General features: G+C 39.9%; 20 protein-coding genes and 1 pseudogene. 8 read left to right on the top strand and 13 right to left on the bottom strand.

Annotated features, from left to right (window positions below; all coding sequences use genetic code 11):
• Positions 1 to 11: 11 nt before the first annotated feature.
• Positions 12 to 968 (top strand): carbohydrate kinase family protein, encoded by a 957-nt coding sequence (locus tag PLL47_RS04360; RefSeq protein WP_324444979.1) that lies wholly within the window; start codon positions 12 to 14, stop codon positions 966 to 968.
• A 95-nt stretch (positions 969 to 1,063) separates the two neighbouring features.
• Here PLL47_RS04360 and PLL47_RS04355 read toward each other — a convergent pair whose 3' ends face one another.
• The 8 genes from PLL47_RS04355 to htpX all read right to left on the bottom strand — a co-directional run bounded on the left by PLL47_RS04355 (position 1,064) and on the right by htpX (position 8,153).
• The gene (locus PLL47_RS04355) at positions 1,064 to 2,410 is read right to left on the bottom strand and encodes a cytochrome D1 domain-containing protein (RefSeq protein WP_502883673.1); all 1,347 of its coding nucleotides are present in this window, start codon (positions 2,408 to 2,410) and stop codon (positions 1,064 to 1,066) included.
• Positions 2,411 to 2,779: 369 nt separating this feature from the next.
• Entirely contained in the window at positions 2,780 to 3,109 is a 330-nt protein-coding gene (locus PLL47_RS04350) for a hypothetical protein (protein WP_324444975.1), read from the bottom strand.
• Entirely contained in the window at positions 3,090 to 3,320 is a 231-nt protein-coding gene (locus PLL47_RS04345) for a hypothetical protein (protein WP_324444974.1), read from the bottom strand. The genes PLL47_RS04350 and PLL47_RS04345 overlap by 20 nt, the downstream gene beginning before the upstream one ends.
• A gap of 123 nt (positions 3,321 to 3,443) precedes the next feature.
• Positions 3,444 to 4,082 (bottom strand): hypothetical protein, encoded by a 639-nt coding sequence (locus PLL47_RS04340; protein WP_324444973.1) that lies wholly within the window; start codon positions 4,080 to 4,082, stop codon positions 3,444 to 3,446.
• A gap of 587 nt (positions 4,083 to 4,669) precedes the next feature.
• On the bottom strand, positions 4,670 to 4,984 hold the full coding sequence (locus PLL47_RS04335; RefSeq protein WP_324444972.1) for a hypothetical protein: 315 nt from the start codon (positions 4,982 to 4,984) through the stop codon (positions 4,670 to 4,672).
• A gap of 532 nt (positions 4,985 to 5,516) precedes the next feature.
• Positions 5,517 to 6,083: a metal-dependent hydrolase gene (locus PLL47_RS04330; protein ID WP_324444971.1), complete on the bottom strand. Its 567-nt coding sequence runs from the start codon at positions 6,081 to 6,083 to the stop codon at positions 5,517 to 5,519.
• A 502-nt stretch (positions 6,084 to 6,585) separates the two neighbouring features.
• Complete coding sequence (pspAB, locus tag PLL47_RS04325; protein ID WP_324444970.1) at positions 6,586 to 7,209, bottom strand: PspA-associated protein PspAB; 624 nt, start codon at positions 7,207 to 7,209, stop codon at positions 6,586 to 6,588.
• 59 nt (positions 7,210 to 7,268) lie between these two features.
• A complete protein-coding gene (gene htpX / locus PLL47_RS04320; RefSeq protein WP_324444969.1) occupies positions 7,269 to 8,153 on the bottom strand; it encodes a zinc metalloprotease HtpX in 885 nt (294 codons plus the stop codon).
• A 758-nt stretch (positions 8,154 to 8,911) separates the two neighbouring features.
• On the opposite strand from htpX, the gene PLL47_RS04315 reads away from it, so the two are divergent.
• The 3 genes and pseudogenes from PLL47_RS04315 to PLL47_RS04305 form a co-directional block, all read left to right on the top strand.
• A complete protein-coding gene (locus PLL47_RS04315) occupies positions 8,912 to 9,712 on the top strand; it encodes an ABC transporter ATP-binding protein (RefSeq protein ID WP_324444968.1) in 801 nt (266 codons plus the stop codon).
• On the top strand, positions 9,709 to 10,461 hold the full coding sequence (locus tag PLL47_RS04310) for an ABC transporter permease (RefSeq protein WP_324444967.1): 753 nt from the start codon (positions 9,709 to 9,711) through the stop codon (positions 10,459 to 10,461). Before PLL47_RS04315 ends, PLL47_RS04310 begins: the two co-directional genes overlap by 4 nt.
• A gap of 239 nt (positions 10,462 to 10,700) precedes the next feature.
• Positions 10,701 to 11,201: pseudogene (locus PLL47_RS04305) on the top strand (LysE family transporter); the annotation flags it as partial.
• A gap of 290 nt (positions 11,202 to 11,491) precedes the next feature.
• Here PLL47_RS04305 and PLL47_RS04300 read toward each other — a convergent pair.
• Positions 11,492 to 11,650, bottom strand: coding sequence for a hypothetical protein (locus PLL47_RS04300; protein ID WP_324444966.1), 159 nt, complete (start codon positions 11,648 to 11,650; stop codon positions 11,492 to 11,494).
• 807 nt (positions 11,651 to 12,457) lie between these two features.
• On the opposite strand from PLL47_RS04300, the gene PLL47_RS04295 reads away from it, so the two are divergent.
• The gene (locus PLL47_RS04295) at positions 12,458 to 12,673 is read left to right on the top strand and encodes a hypothetical protein (protein WP_324444965.1); all 216 of its coding nucleotides are present in this window, start codon (positions 12,458 to 12,460) and stop codon (positions 12,671 to 12,673) included.
• Between the two features lie 329 nt (positions 12,674 to 13,002).
• Positions 13,003 to 16,587: a PAS domain S-box protein gene (locus tag PLL47_RS04290; protein ID WP_324444964.1), complete on the top strand. Its 3,585-nt coding sequence runs from the start codon at positions 13,003 to 13,005 to the stop codon at positions 16,585 to 16,587.
• Positions 16,588 to 16,790: 203 nt separating this feature from the next.
• Here the strand turns inward: PLL47_RS04290 and PLL47_RS04285 are convergent, their stop codons facing one another.
• Positions 16,791 to 17,096 carry a large conductance mechanosensitive channel protein MscL gene (locus PLL47_RS04285; protein ID WP_324444963.1) on the bottom strand — a complete coding sequence of 102 codons (306 nt, stop codon included), beginning with the start codon at positions 17,094 to 17,096 and terminating at the stop codon, positions 16,791 to 16,793.
• Positions 17,097 to 17,673: 577 nt separating this feature from the next.
• On the opposite strand from PLL47_RS04285, the gene PLL47_RS04280 reads away from it, so the two are divergent.
• Positions 17,674 to 18,033 carry a flavodoxin domain-containing protein gene (locus PLL47_RS04280; protein WP_324444962.1) on the top strand — a complete coding sequence of 120 codons (360 nt, stop codon included), beginning with the start codon at positions 17,674 to 17,676 and terminating at the stop codon, positions 18,031 to 18,033.
• Positions 18,034 to 18,595: 562 nt separating this feature from the next.
• Here PLL47_RS04280 and PLL47_RS04275 read toward each other — a convergent pair.
• Together PLL47_RS04275 and PLL47_RS04270 are read right to left on the bottom strand one after the other, a co-directional pair.
• Positions 18,596 to 18,820, bottom strand: coding sequence for a hypothetical protein (locus PLL47_RS04275; RefSeq protein WP_324444961.1), 225 nt, complete (start codon positions 18,818 to 18,820; stop codon positions 18,596 to 18,598).
• A gap of 77 nt (positions 18,821 to 18,897) precedes the next feature.
• Positions 18,898 to 19,674, bottom strand: a complete 777-nt coding sequence (locus PLL47_RS04270; RefSeq protein ID WP_324444978.1) for an exodeoxyribonuclease III — start codon at positions 19,672 to 19,674, stop codon at positions 18,898 to 18,900.
• 352 nt (positions 19,675 to 20,026) lie between these two features.
• On the opposite strand from PLL47_RS04270, the gene PLL47_RS04265 reads away from it, so the two are divergent.
• A complete protein-coding gene (locus PLL47_RS04265; protein WP_324444960.1) occupies positions 20,027 to 21,124 on the top strand; it encodes a cupin domain-containing protein in 1,098 nt (365 codons plus the stop codon).
• An 81-nt stretch (positions 21,125 to 21,205) separates the two neighbouring features.
• Here PLL47_RS04265 and PLL47_RS04260 read toward each other — a convergent pair whose 3' ends face one another.
• Positions 21,206 to 23,503, bottom strand: a complete 2,298-nt coding sequence (locus tag PLL47_RS04260; RefSeq protein ID WP_324444977.1) for a M4 family metallopeptidase — start codon at positions 23,501 to 23,503, stop codon at positions 21,206 to 21,208.
• Positions 23,504 to 23,662: the final 159 nt, after the last annotated feature.

Below are 23,662 nucleotides of genomic sequence, written 5' to 3'. Positions count from 1 at the left end.
GGAGTGCAAAAGTGAAAAAGGAGCAGTTAAAGCAGATCAGAGCCCTCACTTTTGGAGAAGCCCTTTTTGATATTATCAAAGGTTCGGCTCACCTGGGAGGAGCTCCGTTAAATCTCGCAGCCCATCTCGCAAAACTGGGGGCAAAACCTGCTGTGCTAACAGCAGCAGGAAAAGACGAGCATGGCAAAATACTCCTTGCCAGGGCTGAAGAGATGGGAGTTGACACTTCATATATCCTTACTGATGAGAACCGACCTACAGGGACTGTTACCGTAGAACTGAAGAATGAAGGAATCCCTGTTTTTTCAATCAATGAGGGTGTAGCCTGGGATGCAATTACTCCGGACGAAAGTAAATTTAAAGCTCTTACCAGAGAAGAATGGGATGTTTTTTGCTTCGGGACTCTTGCACAGAGGTCTGAAGAGAACAGGAAGACTCTTGAAAGGCTGCTTCTGGAAATAAAGGCAAAAAACGTTTTCTACGATGTAAACCTGAGAACAGGTTTCTACAGGAAGGAATGGATTTCCTTTTCACTTGAGCACTGCACAATCCTCAAGATGAATGAAGAAGAAGCTGCAACAATTTCCAGAATGTTTTTTGGCACTGTTCACAGCTTCAGAACCCTCTGCCTTCTGCTTTCGGAAAAGTGCCCTGAAATGTCCGTAATCTGCATAACAAAAGGACCTGAGGGAGCCGCTGTTTACCACGAAGGAATTTATGAGGAAGTTGCGGTCACTCCCGTAGAAGTTGCAGATACTGTAGGAGCTGGAGATGCTTTTTCCGCAGGATTCCTTTATACCTATTTATCAGGATACGGAGTTTCAAAAGCTGCATCAATCGCAAGCATCCTTGGGACGTATGTCGCATCAAAACCCGGATCGGTTCCTGAATATTCTGAAGAATTAATTAAAGTTATGGAAATAAGACCGCTTCTCCTGCTTTCTGGTAAAAACAGAAAAGGAAACTAACGATGTGTTTCCTATCATACATCCTCTGCTCTGGTCTTGCCACCAGATAGACAGCAACACGGCAGAAATGATTATTAATAGTACAAATACGACCTTTATTTTTTCCAGAACTTTCCTCCTCCATACAGACAAATCAAGTTACCTAATAATCCAAAACCTGGAGTAGAATTATTTTTGTTTGATTCATTTCCGCTTGAGTTACTACCATTATCAGAATTATTACTGTTTGAATTATTTAGTTCGACAGCGGTTTTCTCTTCAGATGACAATATGTTAGTTTCTTCTACTCCTGTATATTCAGTTGAATTGGAGGTTGCCTTTATGCTTTGATCTGCAGTCTCATAATCTAAAATAGGTCCGATGGCAACTCCTGTAGGATATTTTCCTACTGTTACTGTGTCTATAACCGTGTTTGTGGTTGTGTCAATTACAGAAACACTGTAGCTCGCATAATTCGCCACATATACCTTTGTTCCGCCTGGAGTGACTTCAATTCCACAAGGTGCCTTTCCGACAGGCACCCTGGCTATAACCTTATTTGTAGCTGTATCAATTACATCAACAGCACCCGTAAGTGAATCGGGATCTGGAAACTGTATCGCTAAATATACATTTTTCCCATCCGGGCTGACCGCAACTCCACGAGGAATGCTTCCTATGTTCACTGTGTCTGTAACCTCGTTTGTGATGGTATCAATTACAGAAATAGTAGCTGTGTAGGAACGATAAATATTGGAGTTCATCACATATGCCTTTGAACCGTCTGGATTGACTGCAACTCCAAGTGAATTGTTTCCTGTAGGTATCGTGGTTACAACAGTGTTTGTGGCTGTGTCAATTACAGATACCGTACCTGTAAAGTTAGTGGAATCACCGCCGGAATTAGTAACATATACTTTTTTTCCATCCGGGCTGACTGCAATCCCAAAAGGAAAGTTTCCTACAGGTACTGTGGCTGTAACCTTGTTTGTTGTTGTGTCAATTACAGAAACAGAGTTGTTGCTGAAACTCGTTACATATGCCTTTGTCCCGTCTGGACTAACTGCAATTTCTTGAGGATAAGTTCCTACTTTCACTGTGGCTGTAACTTTATTTTTTGTGGTATCAATTATAGAAACCGTGTCGTCATATGAGTTTACCACATATGCCTTTGTTCCATCCGGAATGACTGCAATTCCAGCAGGGTGGTATCCTACATCTACTGTGGTTGTAACCTTGTTTGTAGCGGTGTCAATTACAGAGACATTGTTGCTGTCGTAATTTGTAATGTATGCAAATGGAGCTGCACCTGCTACGCCCATCAGTATTAAAATCGCAAGTGCAGTTATTCCTAAAACTTTCATGATGTTAAGCTGCTTATATACCTTATTAGATGTAGCCATAGATGAAGGTAATCTCGAAAAAATGGCAATCTCTGTTGTTGGTATAATTTTAATTTTCATCTATTATCCTCAGATATTTTGTCTTTCATGTTACTATCGAGTCAATCATCAAGTATTGAATAATAATAAACGAATGTAATCAATTTTATACAACATTACTTGGTTGGCAGGACATTAGTGCTGTGATCAGATATTGTGAATAATCTACACGCATGTACTCATATTATAACTACGGATAATGCCATTCAGTGAAAAAAATGCATTTTAGAGATTAAATACGTAGCAAACTACCGAATTGAAATTAATATTCTCTCCGAAAACAACGGAAACGGTAATTCCTTTGTAAACAGTACTCATATCTACATCTAAAAAATGAGGAGTTTAACTCCTCACATATGGTTCATTTTCAACCTCGTTAGTATCCCAAGCTCAGAAAATCACATAAATACGCAGACCTTCTGGACTACCTGATACAGCTTCCCAGTAATCACTGCCACCGTTCGCTGGGTCATTAATTAATAAACAGTCTTCCCCACTATCATAGAAAACCCAATATCCAGCACAAGCTCGGCAATGATTTGAAGTGGAACTAGCAAAAGGTCTATTATAGTCAATTTCACTCATCGCTTTAGTAAAAGATAAAGTAGTAGTTTTGTATGACCTCGTTGCCCCTAATCCTCCATTACTACTAGACAATTTATACCAAGATAATGCCGCAGTAGGACCAATTCCAGTAGTGTTACCATTTGTCCCACCCATTTTTTTGGTATATGTAATCTTGGGTAAAAGAATAGCCATGCCATGCCGCAATCATTTTAGCAGTTGCCGGAACACAGTAAAATCTTTTTTCTTGACCATCTATGGGAACATCAAGTAGTACTTGTGTTGAGGTATCTGTAGCACGAAGTAATGCTTCTGTTGAGGTATTTGTTGTGAGCATTACTGTTGAGTTTTGTGGTGATGATATCACTTTTGAAATGGTGTTTAGTTTGTTACTTAATTTTTTTATATTTTCTTCAGTAATTGGCTCACTGATATCAATTCCTATTTCATTTACTTCCTGTTCTAATTTATTAGTAAACTGTTCACTCTTTTACCAATCTTTTATATTCTCGTTTATTTCATCCTTCGATACATGTTCATACATCGACCAAACTCCAAGTTCGGATTCAGTTGCAGGTTTGTCTTGTATCTCTTCAAGGGTGTATGTATCTATAAATATCCGGTGTTCAACTCCAGTAGTCTTATCTTTTACTAAGGTCATTGCCCCTACGCTAGGATAGTCATATACAACCATATTCGTTGATACGATTTCTCCGGTTGGATATTTTGTTTTGGCGATTTCTATTGACTTCTCCATGGTTTCAGCCATGTTATAGGGTTCAGGATTAATTTCGATTAGTCTGAGTGCACTTCCCAGCGTTTTATTAGCACCAATGTCGATTCTGCTTATCAGGGTATTTTCTTTATACACTGAAAATTCGTAATACAATTTTTGACCGTTTATATCATAAAGCTCCGATGGTTCGGGATCAATAGATGCTCCTTCCCATTTCTCAGAGTCGTTTTCGGTTGCTATTAACACCATCATGCGCGTATTTGCATGTTTAAACGCTTCCTCAGAAGTTACAGAATATTTATCCTCTTCCTCTGCATTCACAGCTGGTATCAACACCATCCCGACCAGCATTACTAAAAGAAGTATACTTATTGTAATTTTGTTTCTACTCATTTGTCTAACTCCTAGTTATTTTTTCCCAGGAGGAAAAATCAGGCAAGCTTAAATACACGCAAAGCTAACATAATCACTGCCTCTTAGGGCGTGTTTATGGAGTTCGGGTGACATTGGGAAACTACATTTGAACTCCATAAATTCCTCTTACCTAACTCCTTATAAGTTTTCTGTCCATTCCATCAAACTATCTGTTTTTCACGCTTGTTATGAATCTAAAATTAATTCTTAATATGTGATTGTTTGATGGTCTGGAGAGAGACTATATATATGAGCATATTGACCCACTCATATTCAAAGGTTTATATAATAGCTCAAGTGTAACACAAGAAAAAAATATAAGTCGATTTTTATGTTAGTCTTATTAAGTTTAGACCTGATTGCTGTAAAAACACTTAATAAAGCACAATTAACATTCAACAAAGCATTATTGAATGAAGAACTCAAAAAACCATTAAGGAATGGTTGAAATATGACTTCAAGTTTTCACTTTGGTAATGGCCCTATAATTGCACTCCCCAATATCGTTAATGGCAATATAGGGCATAAGTGTTTGAAATTAAATTTTCACCATTACTAAATTGTATTCAACAGCGTGCTATTTTTATATTATTTTTAGATGAGAGTTTATCCCATCCTTCTGCTTGAGGCCACTTTTTCGGAGGAATTATGTCTACAGACAGGATCATGTCTTGAAGCATCTCTGGAATTGCAATGCTTACCAGAGATTTCATCGGGCCATGTTCCATTCTAAAGGAAGTGGTCAGCACCCCTATCCCTGAACTGGTTTTGCTCTTCTTAACCAGGTTTTGCCTGATGCCGTCTCTAAAATTGAGGACTGCTCTTCCTTTTTCATGCACCCAGGGCTGGTAATAACCTTTTGCAGGCTCTATATTTATCATGAACGAATAATCTCTGTATTTTTCGGGGACAGAGATTTTTACGATGCAATTCATTCTTTAAACAAGATCCAAAATAAGTTCATAAAAAGATAAGGAATAGCAAAAATTTCTTTTAGTGTGAGACTTCACTTAGTGTGAGACGCAGTTTTTTCATTACTGTAGTATTGTCTCTACTCTTAAACAAAAATCCCATCTCAAAAGTATAAATAGAATCTCGTACAAAAGTTGTATAAAAGGTTAAGACATAATATAATAATACCCAAAGAAATACCTGAAGTGGAGAATAAACTACATAGAGAACAACAGAGGAGAAAATGATGACAAAAAACGCTGAAAAACCAGATACTCTGACAGCCGGACTATACGTACTGGGCTATATAGTAGCCGGATACTTTATTGTAAAAGCCGTTCTGGCATTATAATTTTACTTTTTTAGATACAGATTAATTCTCTGGAGCCCTCTGTGCCTGAGTGTAGAATCCGGAGCAGATTCAAAAATTCAATTATCTGAGGTCCTGGATTTTTACTTAAATCAGGGTTCTTCTTTTACAATTTCGCCTGAGCTCTTCTTTTCCAATCTTTTTTTAGACCAGTATAACACCAGAAAAATTCCTGTTAAGACCCCTGTTACCACTACCATAATTTCTGTAATATGGCTTGAGAAGAACTCAATGTGGAAAGATTTCACAAACATTTTCATTAAATGTTCCATTCCAACGTAATCCCTTGAGCCTCTGGGAAAACTCCATCCAAACAGGGGCCAGAAGAAAATCCGGGGATAAGATGGAATCAGGTCCTCAAAAAGGTGTAAAAAGGAACCCGATGTAAGGGAAAAACCCCGGATATCTCTTTTTCTTTCATACATGTACAAACTTATCGCAAAGAGAAGAAGGGAAAAAATCAGAGTATGAGCTATAATTCGCCCATTTGCAAAAGTTGAAGCAAAGATAACTTCACCTATTGGTTTGTCTATAAAATCAGGCAGAAGAGCTCCAACTGCAAGATATCGTGGATCTATAACTTTCTTTAATCGGGGTACAAAAATCCCAAGCCCAAAAAATATCCCGAGCGTAATGCCCAGATGTCCAAAGAGAAGCATTGAAAACTAAACTGTCCTTTTATATTAAAATATTATCGGATACTATATAAACTTTATTTTAAAGACTCGCAAATATATGCCTCACAAAATAAAAGAAAAATCAGAACTCAAACATATTTCAGTTCCGGATTGATAGGTTGAAACTGTTCAGATTCAGAATATCCCTGACGGAAAATATATCTCAGAGAATGCTGTTTTTGAGTTCAGAAATCCTATTTGAATTCACACGTACATACAGGATGCTCCAGCCGGCCGATTGGATTACTTTTGAAAAATAGAGGGAAAATAAGGCTGAAAGGAAAATGTTGAAGATAAATACTTTTCTAAAAAATTTAGCAGACCGTTTACCCTTTGAATAATTCAACATTTACTTTCTGGTTTTTCAGTGGTATTTCATGTTGCTATATCATCCTTTTCTCTTCATTTTTAGAAAAAGCCACTCTTCTTCGTTTAGCATGAAAAAAAGGTAAAAATAAGAATAAAGGTGAATAGGGGTGTTTATTTAAAAAGGGATTCCCCAGAGAGGATACCATTTTTCTACATTCTTTTCGACAGGCATTTCCTTTTCCATTTCTGCCCTTAACCTGAATTCAAATGGGCTGTCCCTCTGCCTGCCAGAAAGAGGAATAAAGGGATAATAAGTTCCCTGCTTAAAGTTGTAGATCCAGTAAACTGCTACTCCACCAGCCGCCTTCCCCCGGGCTTTCTCTTTGGCTACCCGTGCTTCGGGTTCGCTGTCAAACCTGTAAATGGCACAGAGGATCTGCTCGCCAAAGCCCCTGTCTTCAAGGGTCTGGCTTACAAGATGAATGTTTGCAACGAGATCTTCGAAATTTGGATCTTTAAAAATAGCCCAGAGAAAATTGAATTCGTCTTTTTCCATTCTGAATTCGGTCTCCGTCTCCTTTGAGCTGAATTCCAGAAGCTCTTCTATCTCCTTTTGGGCAGATTCGTAAGATGTTGCCCCTAAAGGCTTAAAACAAATTCCTGCAGATCCTGAAGGTTTCAGGCCAAGGCTGCCTTCCAGAGTAATGCTTGCCGTAGATATTGCAAACAGCCTGTCACTTTTTGCCTTTGGAAGCCTGCTCCTTCCGAGAACTGCGTCCATAAAATTCCGGAAACCCATTCAGCCTATCTCCTTGGTTATCACGTTTTTTAACCTGCCGTTCTTATTAACTCACTTCTTTAACTCATTTCCTGCTGCATCTTCTCAAGTTTGGCTATTCTTTTTTCCACTGACGGATGGGTGGAAAAGATATCCATTATCGAAGAGCCTGAGAGTGCAGGTATAATGAAAAAGGCGTTCATCCCTTCTACTTTTCGGAGGTCATCGCGTGGCACTCTATCCATAATTCCACTTATTTTCATAAGGGCAGATGCAAGATTTGCAGGCTGCCCGGTGATAATGGCCGCTCCCCTGTCCGCAGAGAATTCCCTGTAGCGGGAAAGGGCACGGATCAGCAGAAAGCTGACAATCCATACCACAATGGAAACAAGCCAGACAAGCATAATACCTCCGCCTTCTCTCCTCCGGTCTCCTCCCATATTCCCAAAGTAAAGGCTGTAGCGGACAATGTAGAAAGCCACTGTTGAGAGAAAACTTGCAATCGTCAGGACTGCCATATCTCTGTTCTTGACATGAGTCAGTTCATGGGCAAGTACTGCTTCAAGTTCGGCAGGAGAGAGTTTGTCCATAATCCCTGTCGTAACCGCAACAACAGCTTTATTCTGGCTCCTGCCTGTTGCAAAGGCGTTTGGGACCTGCGTCCTTACAATTGCAACCTGAGGTTTAGGGAGGTCAGCTATTGCACAGAGCCTTGTAACCATACCGTGCAGCTGCGGTGCCTCACTTTCTGAAACAATCTGTGCCCCTGTTGTCCAGAGCACCATTTTATCTGAATAAAAATACTGGACGGCCATGAAAAGACCGATAAACAAAATCATGAAAATCTGAGATGTCCCATAGTACGAAAGGAATGCCAGGAAAGAAAGGTAAACTACTGCCAGAAGAAACATCGTGAAAAGCATTCGTCCTTGAAGTCCCAGGTCTCGTTCCCATTTTCTATTCATATCTTATTGCTCCCGCGTGTAATATATGAAGTTATATTGCAGGTTGATGACAAGTTGGCTTTTTGTTAGTAGACGGTTTTTGACAGATTGAACTGAATACAGAGAAAGAATTGATGAATCAACTAATAGTGTCACAGGTAAGGCATAAGCAATTGAACTCTGGTAAATTCATAAGTGTCCCTGTGATTATAAACACCTGTTATGTCTTATATAGACCATAAACTAAACGATAAATATCTGCTGGATTCCCGAGTAATGTAAACAGGCCCTGAATCAAACAAACAAGTTCAGAGAAATAATATTCAAATATCAATGAATAGCAGTGGAAAGGCTCTGGTCGCGGTCTTTAAAACCTGAAAGCCAGCCTCTATCGTATTCAATAAAACATTTATTCCAGGATTTAAATCCTTTCCTTCTTAAAAAACAAAAGTGAGTTCAGAAAAAGGTATTAAAAACAGAATATAGCAGAAACTATCGAGGTAATGTCAAAAAATTGTATATGAACAGATTATTTGGATAACAGATTGTTTGGATTGCAGGTTATTTATATATATGGCTCGGGAACTGATGTGTTATTAAGATAACAGAGTTTATAAACAATGTCTTCATTTCAGTAGCAGAAAGATATATTCTTTGTAATTATTGTTCTTTATAAATATTCGATTTAGCTGCTCAGTCAATAAGGAGCAGGATATTTTTAACTTGAAATACTTAAACTAATTTTCCCTTATTGAAAAAAAAGAATTTCAGGTCCTCTCATGCAAAACATACTCTCAGTTAAATCTCTAACAAAAAAATTCGAGAATTTTACCGCAGTAAAAGGAATCAGTTTTGATGTAGAAACAGGTTCCATCTTTGCTTTCCTCGGGCCTAATGGGGCAGGCAAGTCCACAACTATCAAAATGCTTACAACAGTCCTGAAACCCACATCGGGAGAAATCTGGATTAATGGCTTCAACGCTCTTAAAGAACAGGACGAAGCAAGGGCTTCTTTTGGAATAGTGTTTCAGGACCCCAGCCTTGATGAAGAGCTTACCGCCTACGAAAATATGGTATACCATGCCGTGATCTATAAGGTTCCCAGAAAGGAAAGGGAGGACAGGATCCGGCAGGCCCTTGAGATTGTGGGGCTCTGGGACAGGCGGAAAGATTACGTAAAGAAGTATTCAGGCGGGATGAAGCGCAGGCTTGAGATTGCAAGGGCTCTTGTCCACTACCCTAAAATCCTTTTCCTGGATGAGCCCACTGTAGGGCTTGACCCACAGACGCGAAAGTCCATCTGGACCCATATAAAGAACCTGAACGAAGAAAGAGGCATGACGATTTTTCTGACGACTCACTACATGGACGAAGCTGAAGAGATAGCAGACGAAATAGCAATTATTGACCACGGAAAAATCATAGAATCCGGCACCCTGGAAAAAATAAAAGCAAATACAGGCACCGATTCCTTAGAAGAAGCCTTCCTCAAACTGACCGGGAGGGATATAAGGGACGAAAATGGTGGAGGAGGCAAATTGAAGTTCATGAGAGGTATGGGAAGGAGGAGAAGGAATTGATAGAAGTAATCTACATCCGCTGGCTCAGGCAGCTCAAACACTACTGGCGTTCAAAATCTCGACTTATAGGGTCTTTAGGGCAGCCGCTTCTTTTCATGGTCGCCTTCGGCTTCGGATTCGGGCCAATGTATACGAAAGCGAGCGGAGGAGCAAACTATATGGACTTTCTCGCACCCGGGATTGTATCGATGTCAATTCTCTTTACAGCCATTTTTTCAGGACTGGAAGTTATCTGGGACAGGCAGTTTGGTTTTCTCAAAGAAACCCTTGTGGCACCTATTTCAAGGACGGAAATAATGGTCGGAAAAACACTTGGAGGAGCAACCATAGCAATGATCCAGGGCCTGATCGTGCTGTGCCTGACCTATCTTCTCGGGTTCAGAGTTCCGGGCCTTGAAAGCCTTGCCCTCGGGCTTGTATTCATGCTCTTGATCGCGATTTTCTTCTCAGGCCTGGGGCTTGCCATAGCCTCAAAGATGAAAGATATGCAGGGTTTCCAGTTGATCATGAACTTCCTTATCATGCCTACCTTCTTCCTCTCAGGAGCCCTTTTCCCTCTGGAAAACCTTCCTCCTGCAATCTATTTCATAAGCAGGATCGACCCTCTCACATATGGTGTGGACGGCATGAGAGGAGCCCTTGCAGGCATGAGCGTGTTTGGAGTTTATAGCGACTTTGCAACACTGTTTACATTATCTGTCCTTGTCTGTTTAATAGGGGCATTTCTATTTTCGAAAGTAGAGGCGTAAATGCCTCATTTTTTTCAAAATTGTATTGTTTACTGCTTTGAAGTAGTGAACTATAGCATTATTGTATAGTTATATACAATTAGTTTCATGTCAATTACGTAAAAAATGAGGCATCATATATGTCAGGTCTTATTGAATATTTAGCTATGGGAGCTTTTCTTGGCCTTGCTGCCGGTACATCTCCGGGTCCTCTCCTTGCTGTAACCATTTCTGAAACCCTGTAGCACGGAAAGTGGGAAGGAATAAAGGTTGCAGTATCTCCTCTTATAACAGACCTCCCGATAATTTTTGTCGTACTGTTTGTTCTGTCACACCTGACAAGTTCCGATCTTTTTGTCGGAATTATTGCTTTTTTGGGAGCCTCATATCTGATATATTCAGGAATCGAATCTTTAAAAATCAAAAAGGATAGCATTGAATTAAATGCAGGAAAGAAAGACGCCCTAAAAAAAGGAGTGATTGTAAATTTCGGAAATCCACACCCATATGTATTCTGGTTATCGATAGGCGGACCAATAATCTTTAAGAGCTTTAGCGTTCATATCTGGGCTACAATACTGTTCATAACAGGTTTCTATCTACTACTTGTGGGGTCAAAGGTAATTGTTGCGTTAATTGTAGAAAAGTCAAAGTATTTCATCAACAGTAAATATTATTTTTCGATCATTCGCACTCTCGGAATTGCCCAGATTTTGTTTGGGTTGACTTTTATTAAGGTGGGTCTGGATTCACTGTACTGAACCTTTCTTGTCCCGCTCGACGAAGAAGTGCCCGAAAATAGTTTTAGATTATATTTTTTAAGTCTTTTTTCTTGATCCTTTCTGCTTTCTGGGCAGGGCCGCCAGAAAAGCTGGCGGAGGCTATGATACAGTGTGAATTTGACATTCCTGCCCGTTATCCGTAAAGGCTGAAGCTACAAAACCACATCAGATGTCACCTGATGGATATGCTTAGCGTAGCCCCAGCTACTTTGAGAAATAGGTAAAAATCAAAGCTATGTCTGTCTTAAAGAGCCAGACACTGGAAATATTCAGATACCTGGAATATTCCGGGCATCATGGCGTAAAGTGAAAAATAAAAGGGACAGAAGAATAAAGCCAATGATTACCAGGGTAAGGAAGCATCCAAAAGCCGCATCCTGAGAGATTTGTTCACTAATTGCTTCAGCGTTACCAACCAGTGAAGACATACTATATTATTAATATTCAAGATATAAATAAATTTCCAAATCATTGGAAAATAAAAATAAAAGCTTTTTCAGGCTTTTTTCAAAACAGACCGGACCCAGAGATAAAGGTAAATGTGAACCTTAATAGAGCCAGAATCCTGTTATATGATCAGGATTAACAAGGATGGACAAAAAAGGTAATATTTCAAACATTAGCTTAGAAGTGATGGCAGAGGCCGAGTCCCTATTCTCAGTCTCTACCTGCGATCCAACCCAAAGATTAAGAGTAAACCCTGTTGCTCTTAATCTGCACATCTATAAAGATCAGGTAATATATATTATATTTGATAGAAAAAATAGTTTATATTTTTAAATATTAATATAATTATTTAAAAATATTTCTTTAAAATTATTAATGTTAATGAAACTAATAAAAACTGTATAATCGAAACAGTGTAATAAAAACTGTATGATAAAAAAGATATAGTAAATTTGAAATATTTTGCGCCAAATTATTTTTCCTTTGAAAACAATTTTTTGTATAAATAATTTAAAATAATTTAGCTTCAAATTATATATAGGAGTTTGGGAGTTAGGCGGGGTAACGTCTACCAAATAAAAAAATCACCTGGGGGCCGCGATCCTTTCTTCGAATCAATTTGTCTGCAGGAGGCATAGACAAGATTTGAAGAAGCTGTATTGGGGGATACAGTACGGATCAAACGCCTCTGAGTTTCTTCTTAACCAATTCTTTCTGATTTTTCCTGTTACTCTCCTTTTTATTTTTCCTTTAACTTTTCGTGCTTTCTTTAACTTTTTTCCCGTTTTTTGGAAAAGACGCCAGACAAGCTGGCGGGATTTCCAATACCAGAGGAATTTAAAAGCTCTTTTTGGACACAGGATATATTTTCTAACTTGCAAAACCTTATTTTTGCTGAATCATCCTCATCAAACTCAATAAAAGAGAGCAGCCTGTCCCTGAATACAAAAGAAGAAAAACAAGAATATGAAAACAAAAATAAGCCGCAAAAAACTGCAAAGTAAATGGGGAAGGCTTAAAAATTTTTCGTTCAAGCCTCAAGGTTCTTTTTAAAGCTTTTATGAAAATTATCACTTCAAATGGCATATTATGTCTGCTAATTATGGAGTTAATTATATATATTTTAAGGATTCTAAAAACTGCGGGGGGAAGACCGATTATCTTTCTTCCTTAATAAACATGGGGATGAGACATGGAATTAATACTCTGAATAAAATGACAGAAATCTCAGAGAAGTTGAATTTCATAAATTTCATAAGTTTCATAAATAATAGTCTTACATATCATAAATGTAAGTTTTCAAATCTGCTTTTGATAATTGGAGAAGGGTGGAATGGGAAAAATATTGAGAAATTCTGGTATTGATATTATTGGAAAGGTTCCATGGGGAGCTCACTTCTGCCAATTTTACCGGACAAAAGAAGACTTGATGGGTATTCTTGTCCCTTATTTTAAAGCAGGGCTGGAAAATAACGAATTTTGCATATGGGTTACTTCACAGACTCTGGAAGTAGAGGAAGCAAAAGAAGGCCTGAAAAAGGCTGTTCCTGGTTTTGAGACTTATCTGGAGAGAGGACAGATAGAAATTGTTCCTGAAACCCACTGCTGCATAAATGAGGGTATTTTAGACTCTGAAATCGCTGGATGGGGGGAAAAACTAAATCGGGCTCTTGAAAGTGGCTATGAAGGTCTGAGGATAACAGGAAATACCGGCTGGCTGGATAAAGAAGGCTTGAATGGATTTGTTACTTATGAGAATAAAATAGATTCTTTTATTGAAAAACGCCAGATAATGGCTCTGTGCCCGTATAATCTTGAGATATGCAGTGCAGCTGAAATTCTTGAAATAGCTTTTAGCCATCAGTTTTCCCTTATCAAAAAGGCAGGAAACTGGGAGCTAATAGAAAATTCCGGGAGGAAAAAAGTAGAAAATGCTGTTTTTAAGGCTGTAAATGATTGGAAACAAGCTTTTAACAGTTTGCCAGACCTCGTAGCCATAATTGACAATGAATACAGGATTGTTCATGCAAACAGAGCCATGGCAGCAAAGCTGGGAACAACACCAGAAGAGTGCGCGGGATTAAAATGTTATAATGTTATGCACGGGACGAATGAACCGCACTCATCCTGCCCTCACAGGCATGCGATTGAGAATAGACATGAATACATTACAGAAGTTCACGAAGATATTCTGGGTGAGGATTTCGAATTAAGTATCTCACCGGTATACGATTCGGATGGAAAAGTTGCCGGGTGCGTACACGTTGCCCGCGACATCACAGAACGCAAAAAAGTTGAAGAGGCATTGCAGGAGAGTGAAGAAAAGTACCGTACTATTGTAGAGACTGCAAATGAAGGAATCTGCGTTGTAGACTCCGAAGCCAGAATTACTTACGTTAATAAAAAAATTGCTGAGATGTTAGGATATGAAAGAGAAGAATTTGCTGGCAGATTTGCATGGGACTTCGCTGATGAAGAAAATAAAGACATCTTAAAAAAGAATATAATAAAGAGACCGCTGAGCACCAGTGAAAGCTACGAAATGAAGCTGAAATGTAAGGACGGATCACCGTTATGGGCATTCATAAGTGCTAAAGCATTTTTTAATAAGGAAAAAAGGTTTACGGGCTCCATAAGCATGCTCACTGATATCACCAGGCGCAAAGAAGCAGAAGAAGCACTTATCAGGAGCGAAAATGAATTCCGTACACTGGCTGAAAATTCTCCAGATTTGATTTCCCGCTTTGATAGGCAGGATCGCCATATATACGTTAATCCTGCAACTGCGGAAATTTACGGTTATTCTTATAAAGAAATCATTGGCAAAACTCATGCCGAACTTGGTCTGGACCCTGAAAAGGCAAAGTTCTGGAACGAATACGGCCAGAAAGTTTTTAACACAGGAAAACCCGAAACAATAGAATTCAGTTATGTAATACCTCAGGGAAAAAAACACTATTTTAACACACGAATTGTACCGGAGTTCGTAAATGGCAAAGTTGTCTCTGTTCTTGCCATTTCCCGTGATATTACGGATATAAAAGAAACAGAATTCAAGCTTAAAGAAATACTCGATAATTTAGAAGAACTGGTTGAAGAACGCACTGCAGAACTTGAAAACGCCTATAAATCTTTGAAAGAAAGCGAAAGAAAACTTTCCGAAGCTCAAAGTATGGCCCACATTGGAAACTGGGAGTGGGATCTTGCTACCAAAAAAACATACCTGTCTGATGAAATGTATCATATTTTCGGACTTGATCCTCAAAAATCCAATGTACCTTACGATGAAATTCTAAACTATATACACCCAGATGATAGAGACTATGTTAAAAATGCCGTTAAAAAAGCTTTAAAGGAGGGGTCTGGCAGCATTGGCGGCAGGATTATCTCAGCTAATGGAGAAGAGCGAGCGTTCCATGCGCAAACTGAAATTGTTTATGATGTAAAGAATAATCCTGTTCGAATGAGAGGAACATTTCAGGACATTACTGATCTTAAGAGGGCTGAAGAAAAAATCCTGACCCTGGCAAATGCTGTAGAATCATCTAATGATGCTATTGTAACCGAATCTCTTGACGGTATTATTACCAGCTGGAATAAGGCAGCAGAGCAGATTTACGGTTATTCAGCTGAGGAAATTGTGGGAAAAAACGTATCGATACTTGAACCGGATAACATTAAAGGGGAAATAAAATATTTTTCTGAAATGATCAAAAAGGGAAAAAAGGTCCATCATTATGAAACTTTGCGGCTAAAAAAAGATGGCAGTATTATAAATATTTCAGTAACTCTTTCCCCGATACTTAACTCATATGGAGAGCTTGTAGCGATCTCAGCTATTGTAAGGGATGTTACTGAGCGTAAACGCGAGGAGAAAACATTAAGGGAAAGCGAGGCGCGCCTGCGCCGTTTTTATGAGTCAGATATGTTCGGCGTTATTTATTACAATCTGGACGGTTCGATTACCGACGCCAATGATAAGTTTCTGGAAATAGTCGGTTACACGCGCGAAGACCTGCAGGCCGGACAGGTTAACTGGGACAGGATTACTCCACCTGAGTACCGTTTTCTGGACGAGCAAAGCATCAAGGAACTGAAAACCACAGGAGGTTTGACTGAACCCCGTGAGAAGGAATACATACGCAAAGATGGTTCACGAGTACCTGTCATGATTGGAGCAGCTACCTTCGACCGCGATCGCTGTGAAGGCATAGCTTTTGCAATAGATATTACTGAAAGAAAAAAAGCAGAAAAAGCCCTGGCTGAAATTGAAAAGATCCGCATAAAAGAAATTCACCACAGAATAAAAAACAATCTGCAGGTAATATATTCTCTGCTGGATCTGCAGGCTGAAAAGTTCAGGGATAAAGATGTACTTGAAGCTTTCAAAGAAAGCCAGAACCGCGTAATCTCAATGTCTCTTATCCATGAAGAACTCTATAAAGGAGGTGGAGCAGATACCCTGAACTTTTCTGCATACCTTCAAAAGCTAGCTGAGAGACTTTTTAAGACTTACAGTCTGAGTAGAAGAAATATACGTCTGTCTATGGATCTGGAAAAAAGTGCATTTTTTGATATGGACACTGCAGTTCCGCTTGGTATAATTGTCAATGAGCTTGTTTCCAATTCTCTCAAACACGCATTTCCTGACCTGGAAGGAGAAATTAGAATCCAGCTTCGAAAGGAAAAGGAGCAAAATGAAGCAAATACATCCCTTTTCAGCCTGATAGTTTCAGATAATGGAATAGGAATTCCGAAAGACGTAGAATTAAGAAATTTTGAATCGCTGGGAATGAACCTGGTAAACACTCTTGTTGATCAGCTTAATGGAAAAATAGAGCTTATACGGGAGCATGGAACGGAATTCAGAATCACCTTCAGCGTAGAAGAAAGGTTACAAATCTCAAGGGTCGAGTAAAGGAAGTTAAAAAACAAAATTTTGACTCCTAAAACGATATTAACCTCTTAAGAGGTATGTTTAGATGCACTCCGAGGATGAAACGTGATAAAAGCGGAAACAATTATCATAAAATGCCCTGCCATATAAAGAAAAAGAAAAATAACAGTATTATGATCAAAAAAGCAAAATTAAAAGTTATTAAACAGATACGGATCTTTCAGTTACCTTTTAGCCACCTTTTCCTCTTTCAGTACCTTTTTGGCGATCAAAAAGACCACAAATGCAATAATGATGAAATTTATCAGTTCACCAAGAAAAGCACCCCATCCGAGTACAATCGGCCCTATTTCAAGCGTCGCTGTCTTCCATGCCCCTCCAGGAATAAAAGGTGTTATGATAGGCATAACGATATTGTCCACAAAAGATTTTATGAAAGCTGTGGATGCGATACCCATAATCAAAGCAATTGCCAGTGGAATTACCTTGTATTCATAAAGAAATTCTTTAAATTCGCCAATAAGACCCAATATAATTCCTCCCATACTTTTTAAGACTTAAATTTACAAAGATCAATTAATTAGTTTATTATGTAGATTAAATTAATTACATTATTATCTTATTAAGATAAATACTCTTTGTACATCTCTTTTAACCCTCAAAACCTTATTTTAACAAGGGATTATACTCTGAAAACCTGTTATTGGAGTTTAAATCTTAAATATAGAATATTAATGCCTTAAAAATAAAAATAGAGAGAAATTATCCCGAGATCTCTCATAAAAATTTAGATAAATAGCTTATTTTATTTCCGGAAAAAATCATGTTAAAGCCGTGGGAAAAAGAATACTCACAATAATAATCAAAAGTTGAAGATTTAAGCTCATATGAAACTTTAATCCGAAAAAAGAAAAAAAACTGAGAAGGAATCACGAGTTCCGAAAGACCTGATTGTCTATATTTTTTAAGAGCTTTAGAAGGAAAGAAACAGGGCAAAAGCTCAGGGAGTGTGAGGAAGTTCAGGCATAAAAAGACATCGATCGGGGCGCATCCAAAGATGACAAGTAATAGGGGTGAGAATAATAATTAATGGGGGAATTGATACAGATGCAGACCAGAGTTCTTGTGGCTTATGCTTCCAAATATGGTTCAACGCAGGAAGTAGCGGAGGCAATTGCAGATACTTTGCGCGAAAATGGGCTTTCGGCAGATCTTGAGCCCATGAGGGAATTAAAATCCCTGGAAGAATACACCGCTGTTGTTCTTGGTGCACCACTCTACATGGTCCACTGGCACAAAGACGCACATAAATTTCTTTCCTGGCACCGTGAAGCCCTTACAAATCTGCCAGTTGCAGTTTTTGCTCTCGGCCCGCTGGATGATAAAGAAGAAGAATGGAAGGAGGTACGCTCCCAGCTTGAGAAAGAGCTTGCGAAGTTTTCCTGGCTCAAACCTGTTCTGCGATGAAAAATAGAGAGACGAAAGAGAGCGGCCTGTCTCGAAAAAAAGAAGATACAGGTCCTGACCCTCTTCCGACTTACCCATGGAATTCATTACTGCTCCTTTTTGCAGCAGGACCCGGCACAGGATGTCCGTCCTCTTTGCTTTTTCCGCCATTCTTTCGGCTTTATCAAGTTTTTCGAGGGTTTTTTGTACCTCTCCTTTTCAAATAGAGAAGATGCATCCTTTAAAGTCCTAACCAGTAAATCCTCAGCTTGTCTGGACATGGAAACAAATTGGAACTCAGACTATTTGGAATTAAGTGATAATGGAAAAACAGGCTCTCGATTTACTCTAATTACTCGAATTACCTGATAGTAACTTTGCACAACATTTAACTGTAAGCGGCTTAACTTTGTCGCTGAAAATCAGATTCTTGTGTCTAGAAAATTTAGTTCTGAGTCCTCAGAATTAAGAAAGAGACTACGGATGAAGTATTGTATAAGTATTAACGCCCATTAATTAAATTTTCATGACACTAGCTATATATTTATTTTTTTACCTGGAAATTGTAAGTAAGCAATTGTTTTCATCCCACTCGAAACAGCGACGAGCCGTCTTCTTCATTTATATCGCCGGTATATTCGCGGTATACTACGTATTTGCCGTTTGCTTTCTTTACGCATCTGGCTCCTAGCCCGCTCTTTTTTATCATGGCTTTTCTTTTCTCGGCATCTGGTTTATCAAGCCCGAAATAGCTCATCTCGTCGAGCATATACATTTTGCCGTTAAATTCTCTGAAGGTTTTGTGCATGACATCACAGTTTATTGTGTTCTAAAATCTCATTTTTTATTTATGGGGTAATTTGAAGGATTTGTTAAACAGTGAACTTAAAATTCAAGCTCAAGCCCTACCGGACAGTGGTCCGAACCCATAATGTCAGGATAAATAAGGGCAGACTTCAAGTTTTCCCTGAGGTTTTCGCTGACGAAGAAGTAATCCAGACGCCAGCCAACATTTCTTTCTCGAGCCCGGGTTCGCATCGACCACCACGAATAATTTCCGCCTTCCTGATTGAACATGCGGAAAGTATCAAGGTATCCGGCTGCAAGGAATTTGTCCATCCACGCCCTCTCTTCAGGGAGAAATCCGGATATTGTTTCATTTTGCTTTGGGTGGGCAAGGTCAATCTCTTTATGGGCAGTATTCACATCCCCGCAGATGACAAGCTTTTTGCCTTCGGCTTTCAGGGCGTTTGCGTAATCCAGAAAAGCGTCATAAAAAGCCATTTTATATTCCAGGCGTTCCTGCGAGGCTTTGCCGTTAGGGAAGTAGATGTTCATCAGGATGAAATCTTCGAAGTCGGCTCTGAGAAAGCGGCCTTCTCTGTCAAAGGTCTCGATACCCATACCTTTTTCGAGGTTCAGGGGTTTTTTCTTTGAGAATGTTCCGACCCCGCTGTAGCCATTCCGCTCTGCAGAAACAAAATAATTATAGTAACCCTGAATATTCTTGACTTCACGCGGGAGCTTATCCTGAGAAGCTTTTGTCTCCTGCACACAAACGATATCAAAATCATACCCAAGCAAAAGGTCAAGAAAGCCTTTTTTGACAGCAGCCCTGAGGCCGTTTACGTTCCAGGAAATAAGGTTATAATGCTCCGGCATTTTTACCCCTTTTTGCATCCTTTGTTTCTTATTTACTTTATCCAGTTTTCCCGGGATTTTCAGGACAAAATCGATATAAAGTTATTCAGGTTCGAATATAGGGTTTAGAGTTTAAAAAGTAATGGATTTATAAAGAAGTTATTGGTTCGTAAACCATACGTATACAAGACATCCGAATTCAAAAAAACATCAGGAGTTTGGGAAATATAAGTTTCTTAAAACAACTTCCGGCATGAACATAGTGAAAAAATAAAATAATACTTCGCATAATTATTACAACTATATATTTCAGGATATTCTGACAATAGCTCTTCAAACATCGAATAATAATCCAATAAAATAAGGAAGTCATATGGATTTAATAAAAATTATATGTGGAATGCTTGCAGTTGCCCTTTTTCTGGGCATCCTTACCTGCGGAGCCCAGGACGACAGGGCACCCCTTGCAGAAGAACCCGATGATAAAACAGTAAGGGACTCTGCTTCAGGAGTTACCGGAGAAGCTATGGCTGAAGTAGAAAATGAAGAAGCTATGGCTGAAGTAGAAAATGAAGAAGCTATGGCTGAAGTAGAAAATGAAGAAGCTATGGCGGAAGTAAAAAATACAACCACAGAACAGGTTGCCCTGAAACCTGCACCTCCGAACTCCACGGTTCTTGCAAAAGGGGGGAGTGAAATGGCAACTGAAAGGAGAGAGATCGAAAATAAGGTAAGAGCTACAGTCAGGCTGCTTGAAGCACAGGGAGAAGGGTATTTTCCCAAATTAGTAGAACCGGAATCTCCCTGGAATAGCAGTGACTTCAATGTTTTTGTCTGGACAATAAACGGGACTCAACTGGTCTGCCCTCAGGACAGGAAGAATGAGGGAAAGGACATGAAAGGACTTCTGGACGCTGACGGCAAACCCATAGGGGAGCTCTTCATAGAAGCAGCTAAAAGTGTAAGCGGAGAGGGCTGGATAGACTACAACTGGCAGGAATCAGGAAGTTCCGAACCCTCCCGCATGCTTACTTTCGTCAGGAAAGCCACTTATGGAGAAAAGTCTTACATCGTAGGGTCAAGCTTCTATGTGGATGATCACATAATATGCAGGAAGCTCAGCGACTGTACTTCTTCCGAAGAATCTGGAAATATCCTTGTTGCGGAACTGCTGAATCCTGAGAACATTGATAGAGGCATTGACCTGAACTACAGTGTAACCCACTCAATTATAGAGCCCGGAGAAAATATTGCCCCTCACATGATGAAAAACCCCGAAGTGCAATATATCCTTGAAGGGGAAGGTATCCTATATATCGACGGGATCCCGGTCGAACTGCGTCAGGACCAGATAGTATACATCCCTGCAGGCGCTATTCAAACCACATACAACACCGGAAACAGGACCCTCAAATTCCTTGCCATAAACCAGCCTGGATGGTCAAAGGAAAATACTGAAGTCTTTGAATAAAAGGCAGGAAACATCTGAATAAAAATTATGGATTATAGAAGTGAGCTGGGCTCAAGAGTACTCACTTTACTGAGTCTATCCTTAAAGAAATTCCGGATCGCTCTCGTATATAATACCTAGCCCCCAGCTGTTCAGGCTTCCTTCATCACCTTCTTCCAGGTCTGCAACCTTCAGGGTCCAGATCCCTCTCATTTCTTTGTTTAAAACAGGATGCAGGAGTTCGTCAGATTCGGTGCTGAACGTTTTTATGAGATCCTGCGTATCATAGCCACCCCTGTCATGAAGTACCAGTTCTTCTCCGGAAGGAATTATGAGTGTAACTTTCAGGTCACCTGTTGAAGGGTGGGAAATCTCCACGGATAAGCTTAAACCTGCGATTTTTCCGCATCTTTCGATATCTATCTGGCTTTCTAAGCCTGAAGGATTGTTATCCGGAATTGCAAGCAAGGGAAAAAGCTCCCTTTTAATTTCCTCTTTTTCGGCAGCCTGTACCAGAAACTTAACTCCCCAGCTGAGAAGAGAACCCACATTCTCCTTTGAAAGATCGAAAACTGCAAGAGTCCATTTTCCCCATACTCTTTCTCCAATGCAGTCTTTGAGGTCCGGAACGGAACCGGGGTTATATGTCCTGATAAGGCTCCTGTCTTTTCGGCCAAGCCGGTCATGCAAAACTACACTCTTTCCCGCAGGTGTAAACAGGATAACCCTGAGATCCCTTAGATAGGAGTGCTCAATATTTACACTTACCCTGATGTTCTTTATAAGCCCGTCTTCCTCGACATAAATGGAACTCAGGACTCCTTCAGGATATATATCAGGGATAAGGATTTCGGGAGAGACTTTCTTTTCAACCAGAAACAGGCCTTCCGGGCTTTCTGCCGGTTTTCCGAGGCCTACTGAAGCCCAGGCATTTTTGATTGCAGTGTACTCAGGTCCTATATCTCCATACAGCTGGCGGCAGGCGTTCAGGAGGGCATATCTGGCTTCCCGAAAAGTCCACCTGCAAAGGGTTGCACTGTAGAGGTATGCTGTAAGGGCAAGGTAATAGATCTTTTCAGCTTTTGTTCTGGAAATCCCTCTGACCTTTATTCCATAATGGGTCCCGCCCTCAACGGTCAGGTAAGCAGCCTTGTTAGGGATTCCGCTGTTCTGATGGATATACCCTGCCTGATTTTTTTGCAGGTCAGGGAGCTCTCCTGGAGCAAGCCGAATGTAATTGTCGATGTGGTCAGGCTGCCCGAACCTGGGAGGGTCGGAAAGGTCTCGCAGGGCGTCACCAGCATGGTAGGGGGTGTAAACTCCTTCTCCTATTTCCCAGCTTGTTATCCTTTCTTTATTTGAGATAAAAATAGAGAAAATATCGGCAAAGGACTCATCAAGAGCTCCTGCTTCTTCGCTGTAAACAAACCTGGCTGTATGGGCTGCAATTGCATGGGTCAGTTCATGAGCTACAATATCGAGCGCAAAAGCCATTGGTTTCCAGCGATAACCGTCTCCGTCCCCGAAAACAAGCTGTTTGTGGTAGTCGCTCCAGAAGGAATTGTTATAGTTCTGCAGAAAGTGAACCGTAGATACGAGAGGAGCACCCCTGTTGTCATAGCTATCCCTCCCAAAATTGTTTTTGAAATAGTCGTACACTATGCCCATATTCTCATGGGCTGCCAGAGCTACCTTATCCTCAGAAGTCTGATTGTTTTCAAGCACAAGTTCCCCTGGAAGGATGGATTTGGTTTTAGCAGTGTATGTCCTTCTGGAAAGTATGGACCTGATCTGGTAAAATTTGTAAAGCTGCTCGCCTGTATGGGCATCAATGAAACTGAATTTTCCTGCAAAACCCTCGGAATATACAGACTCAATCTGCCAGACAAGGCGAATTCTTTTCCTTCTGTCTCGATAAAGCATTAATTGTGATCCAGGAATTGTAACAGCCTGATCTGGACCTATGTCCTGAAGGACAATTTCAATAGCTTCTTCCTTTTTAATTTTTGGTTCAGGGGAAACAGAAAGCTCTGCTATGCGGAAGTCCCTGTATGCGACAACCTCCCCGGCAGGGTTTATATGGATCTGGACAGAACCTTCAAACACCGGGATGCCTTTTATGTGCTGGAGAAAAATAACGTGGTGAAACCCGGAAAAATCGGTTTCTGCAGTGCAAAGCTCAAGGTCTTCATCAAGCCTTGGCTGCATGTCCAGAAGTTCCCTGCAGTCTTCCAGAAATTTTCTTGCTATTGCCTCAGGGCCCTCAGTTGAGGGCTTCGAAAGGATGCCTTTGATGAATTCGGGAATCCTCATCCCGGAATCCCAGAAAATTTCAGATTCAGGATCTATTTCCTTTAATCTCTGGACAGCTTTTGCCTGCTTTTCACTGAGTCCCCTCATTTTTGCCACATATCTTAATTTTCCTTCTCAATATATTTTCTTTTCATCCTGAACTTATTCGTAAGCTAATCCCGAAATTCACAAAAAGTGTTGAGGAAGATTAACAAATTATGACCGCAGCATTTCAGATATTTTATAAATGTTGGGCACATAAAGGTT

Source organism: Methanosarcina sp. (genome assembly GCF_035390745.1).
GTDB lineage: Archaea > Halobacteriota > Methanosarcinia > Methanosarcinales > Methanosarcinaceae > Methanosarcina.
The sequence above is the reverse complement of the archived record's forward strand: the minus strand, read 5'-3'. Positions and strand labels throughout refer to the sequence as shown.

Excerpts from the sequence above, each read along its gene's own strand:
- PLL47_RS04355 (WP_502883673.1), bottom strand. The coding sequence starts at position 2,410 with ATGAAAATTAAAATTATACCAACAACAGAGATTGCCATTTTTTCGAGA.
- PLL47_RS04350 (WP_324444975.1), bottom strand. The coding sequence starts at position 3,109 with ATGGGTGGGACAAATGGTAACACTACTGGAATTGGTCCTACTGCGGCA.
- PLL47_RS04340 (WP_324444973.1), bottom strand. The coding sequence starts at position 4,082 with ATGAGTAGAAACAAAATTACAATAAGTATACTTCTTTTAGTAATGCTG.
- PLL47_RS04335 (WP_324444972.1), bottom strand. The coding sequence starts at position 4,984 with ATGATAAATATAGAGCCTGCAAAAGGTTATTACCAGCCCTGGGTGCAT.
- PLL47_RS04330 (WP_324444971.1), bottom strand. The coding sequence starts at position 6,083 with ATGCTTCTCTTTGGACATCTGGGCATTACGCTCGGGATATTTTTTGGG.
- pspAB (WP_324444970.1), bottom strand. The coding sequence starts at position 7,209 with ATGGGTTTCCGGAATTTTATGGACGCAGTTCTCGGAAGGAGCAGGCTT.
- htpX (WP_324444969.1), bottom strand. The coding sequence starts at position 8,153 with ATGAATAGAAAATGGGAACGAGACCTGGGACTTCAAGGACGAATGCTT.
- PLL47_RS04315 (WP_324444968.1), top strand. The coding sequence starts at position 8,912 with ATGCAAAACATACTCTCAGTTAAATCTCTAACAAAAAAATTCGAGAAT.
- PLL47_RS04300 (WP_324444966.1), bottom strand. The coding sequence starts at position 11,650 with ATGTCTTCACTGGTTGGTAACGCTGAAGCAATTAGTGAACAAATCTCT.
- PLL47_RS04290 (WP_324444964.1), top strand. The coding sequence starts at position 13,003 with ATGGGAAAAATATTGAGAAATTCTGGTATTGATATTATTGGAAAGGTT.
- PLL47_RS04280 (WP_324444962.1), top strand. The coding sequence starts at position 17,674 with ATGCAGACCAGAGTTCTTGTGGCTTATGCTTCCAAATATGGTTCAACG.
- PLL47_RS04275 (WP_324444961.1), bottom strand. The coding sequence starts at position 18,820 with ATGCACAAAACCTTCAGAGAATTTAACGGCAAAATGTATATGCTCGAC.
- PLL47_RS04270 (WP_324444978.1), bottom strand. The coding sequence starts at position 19,674 with ATGCCGGAGCATTATAACCTTATTTCCTGGAACGTAAACGGCCTCAGG.
- PLL47_RS04265 (WP_324444960.1), top strand. The coding sequence starts at position 20,027 with ATGGATTTAATAAAAATTATATGTGGAATGCTTGCAGTTGCCCTTTTT.
- PLL47_RS04260 (WP_324444977.1), bottom strand. The coding sequence starts at position 23,503 with ATGAGGGGACTCAGTGAAAAGCAGGCAAAAGCTGTCCAGAGATTAAAG.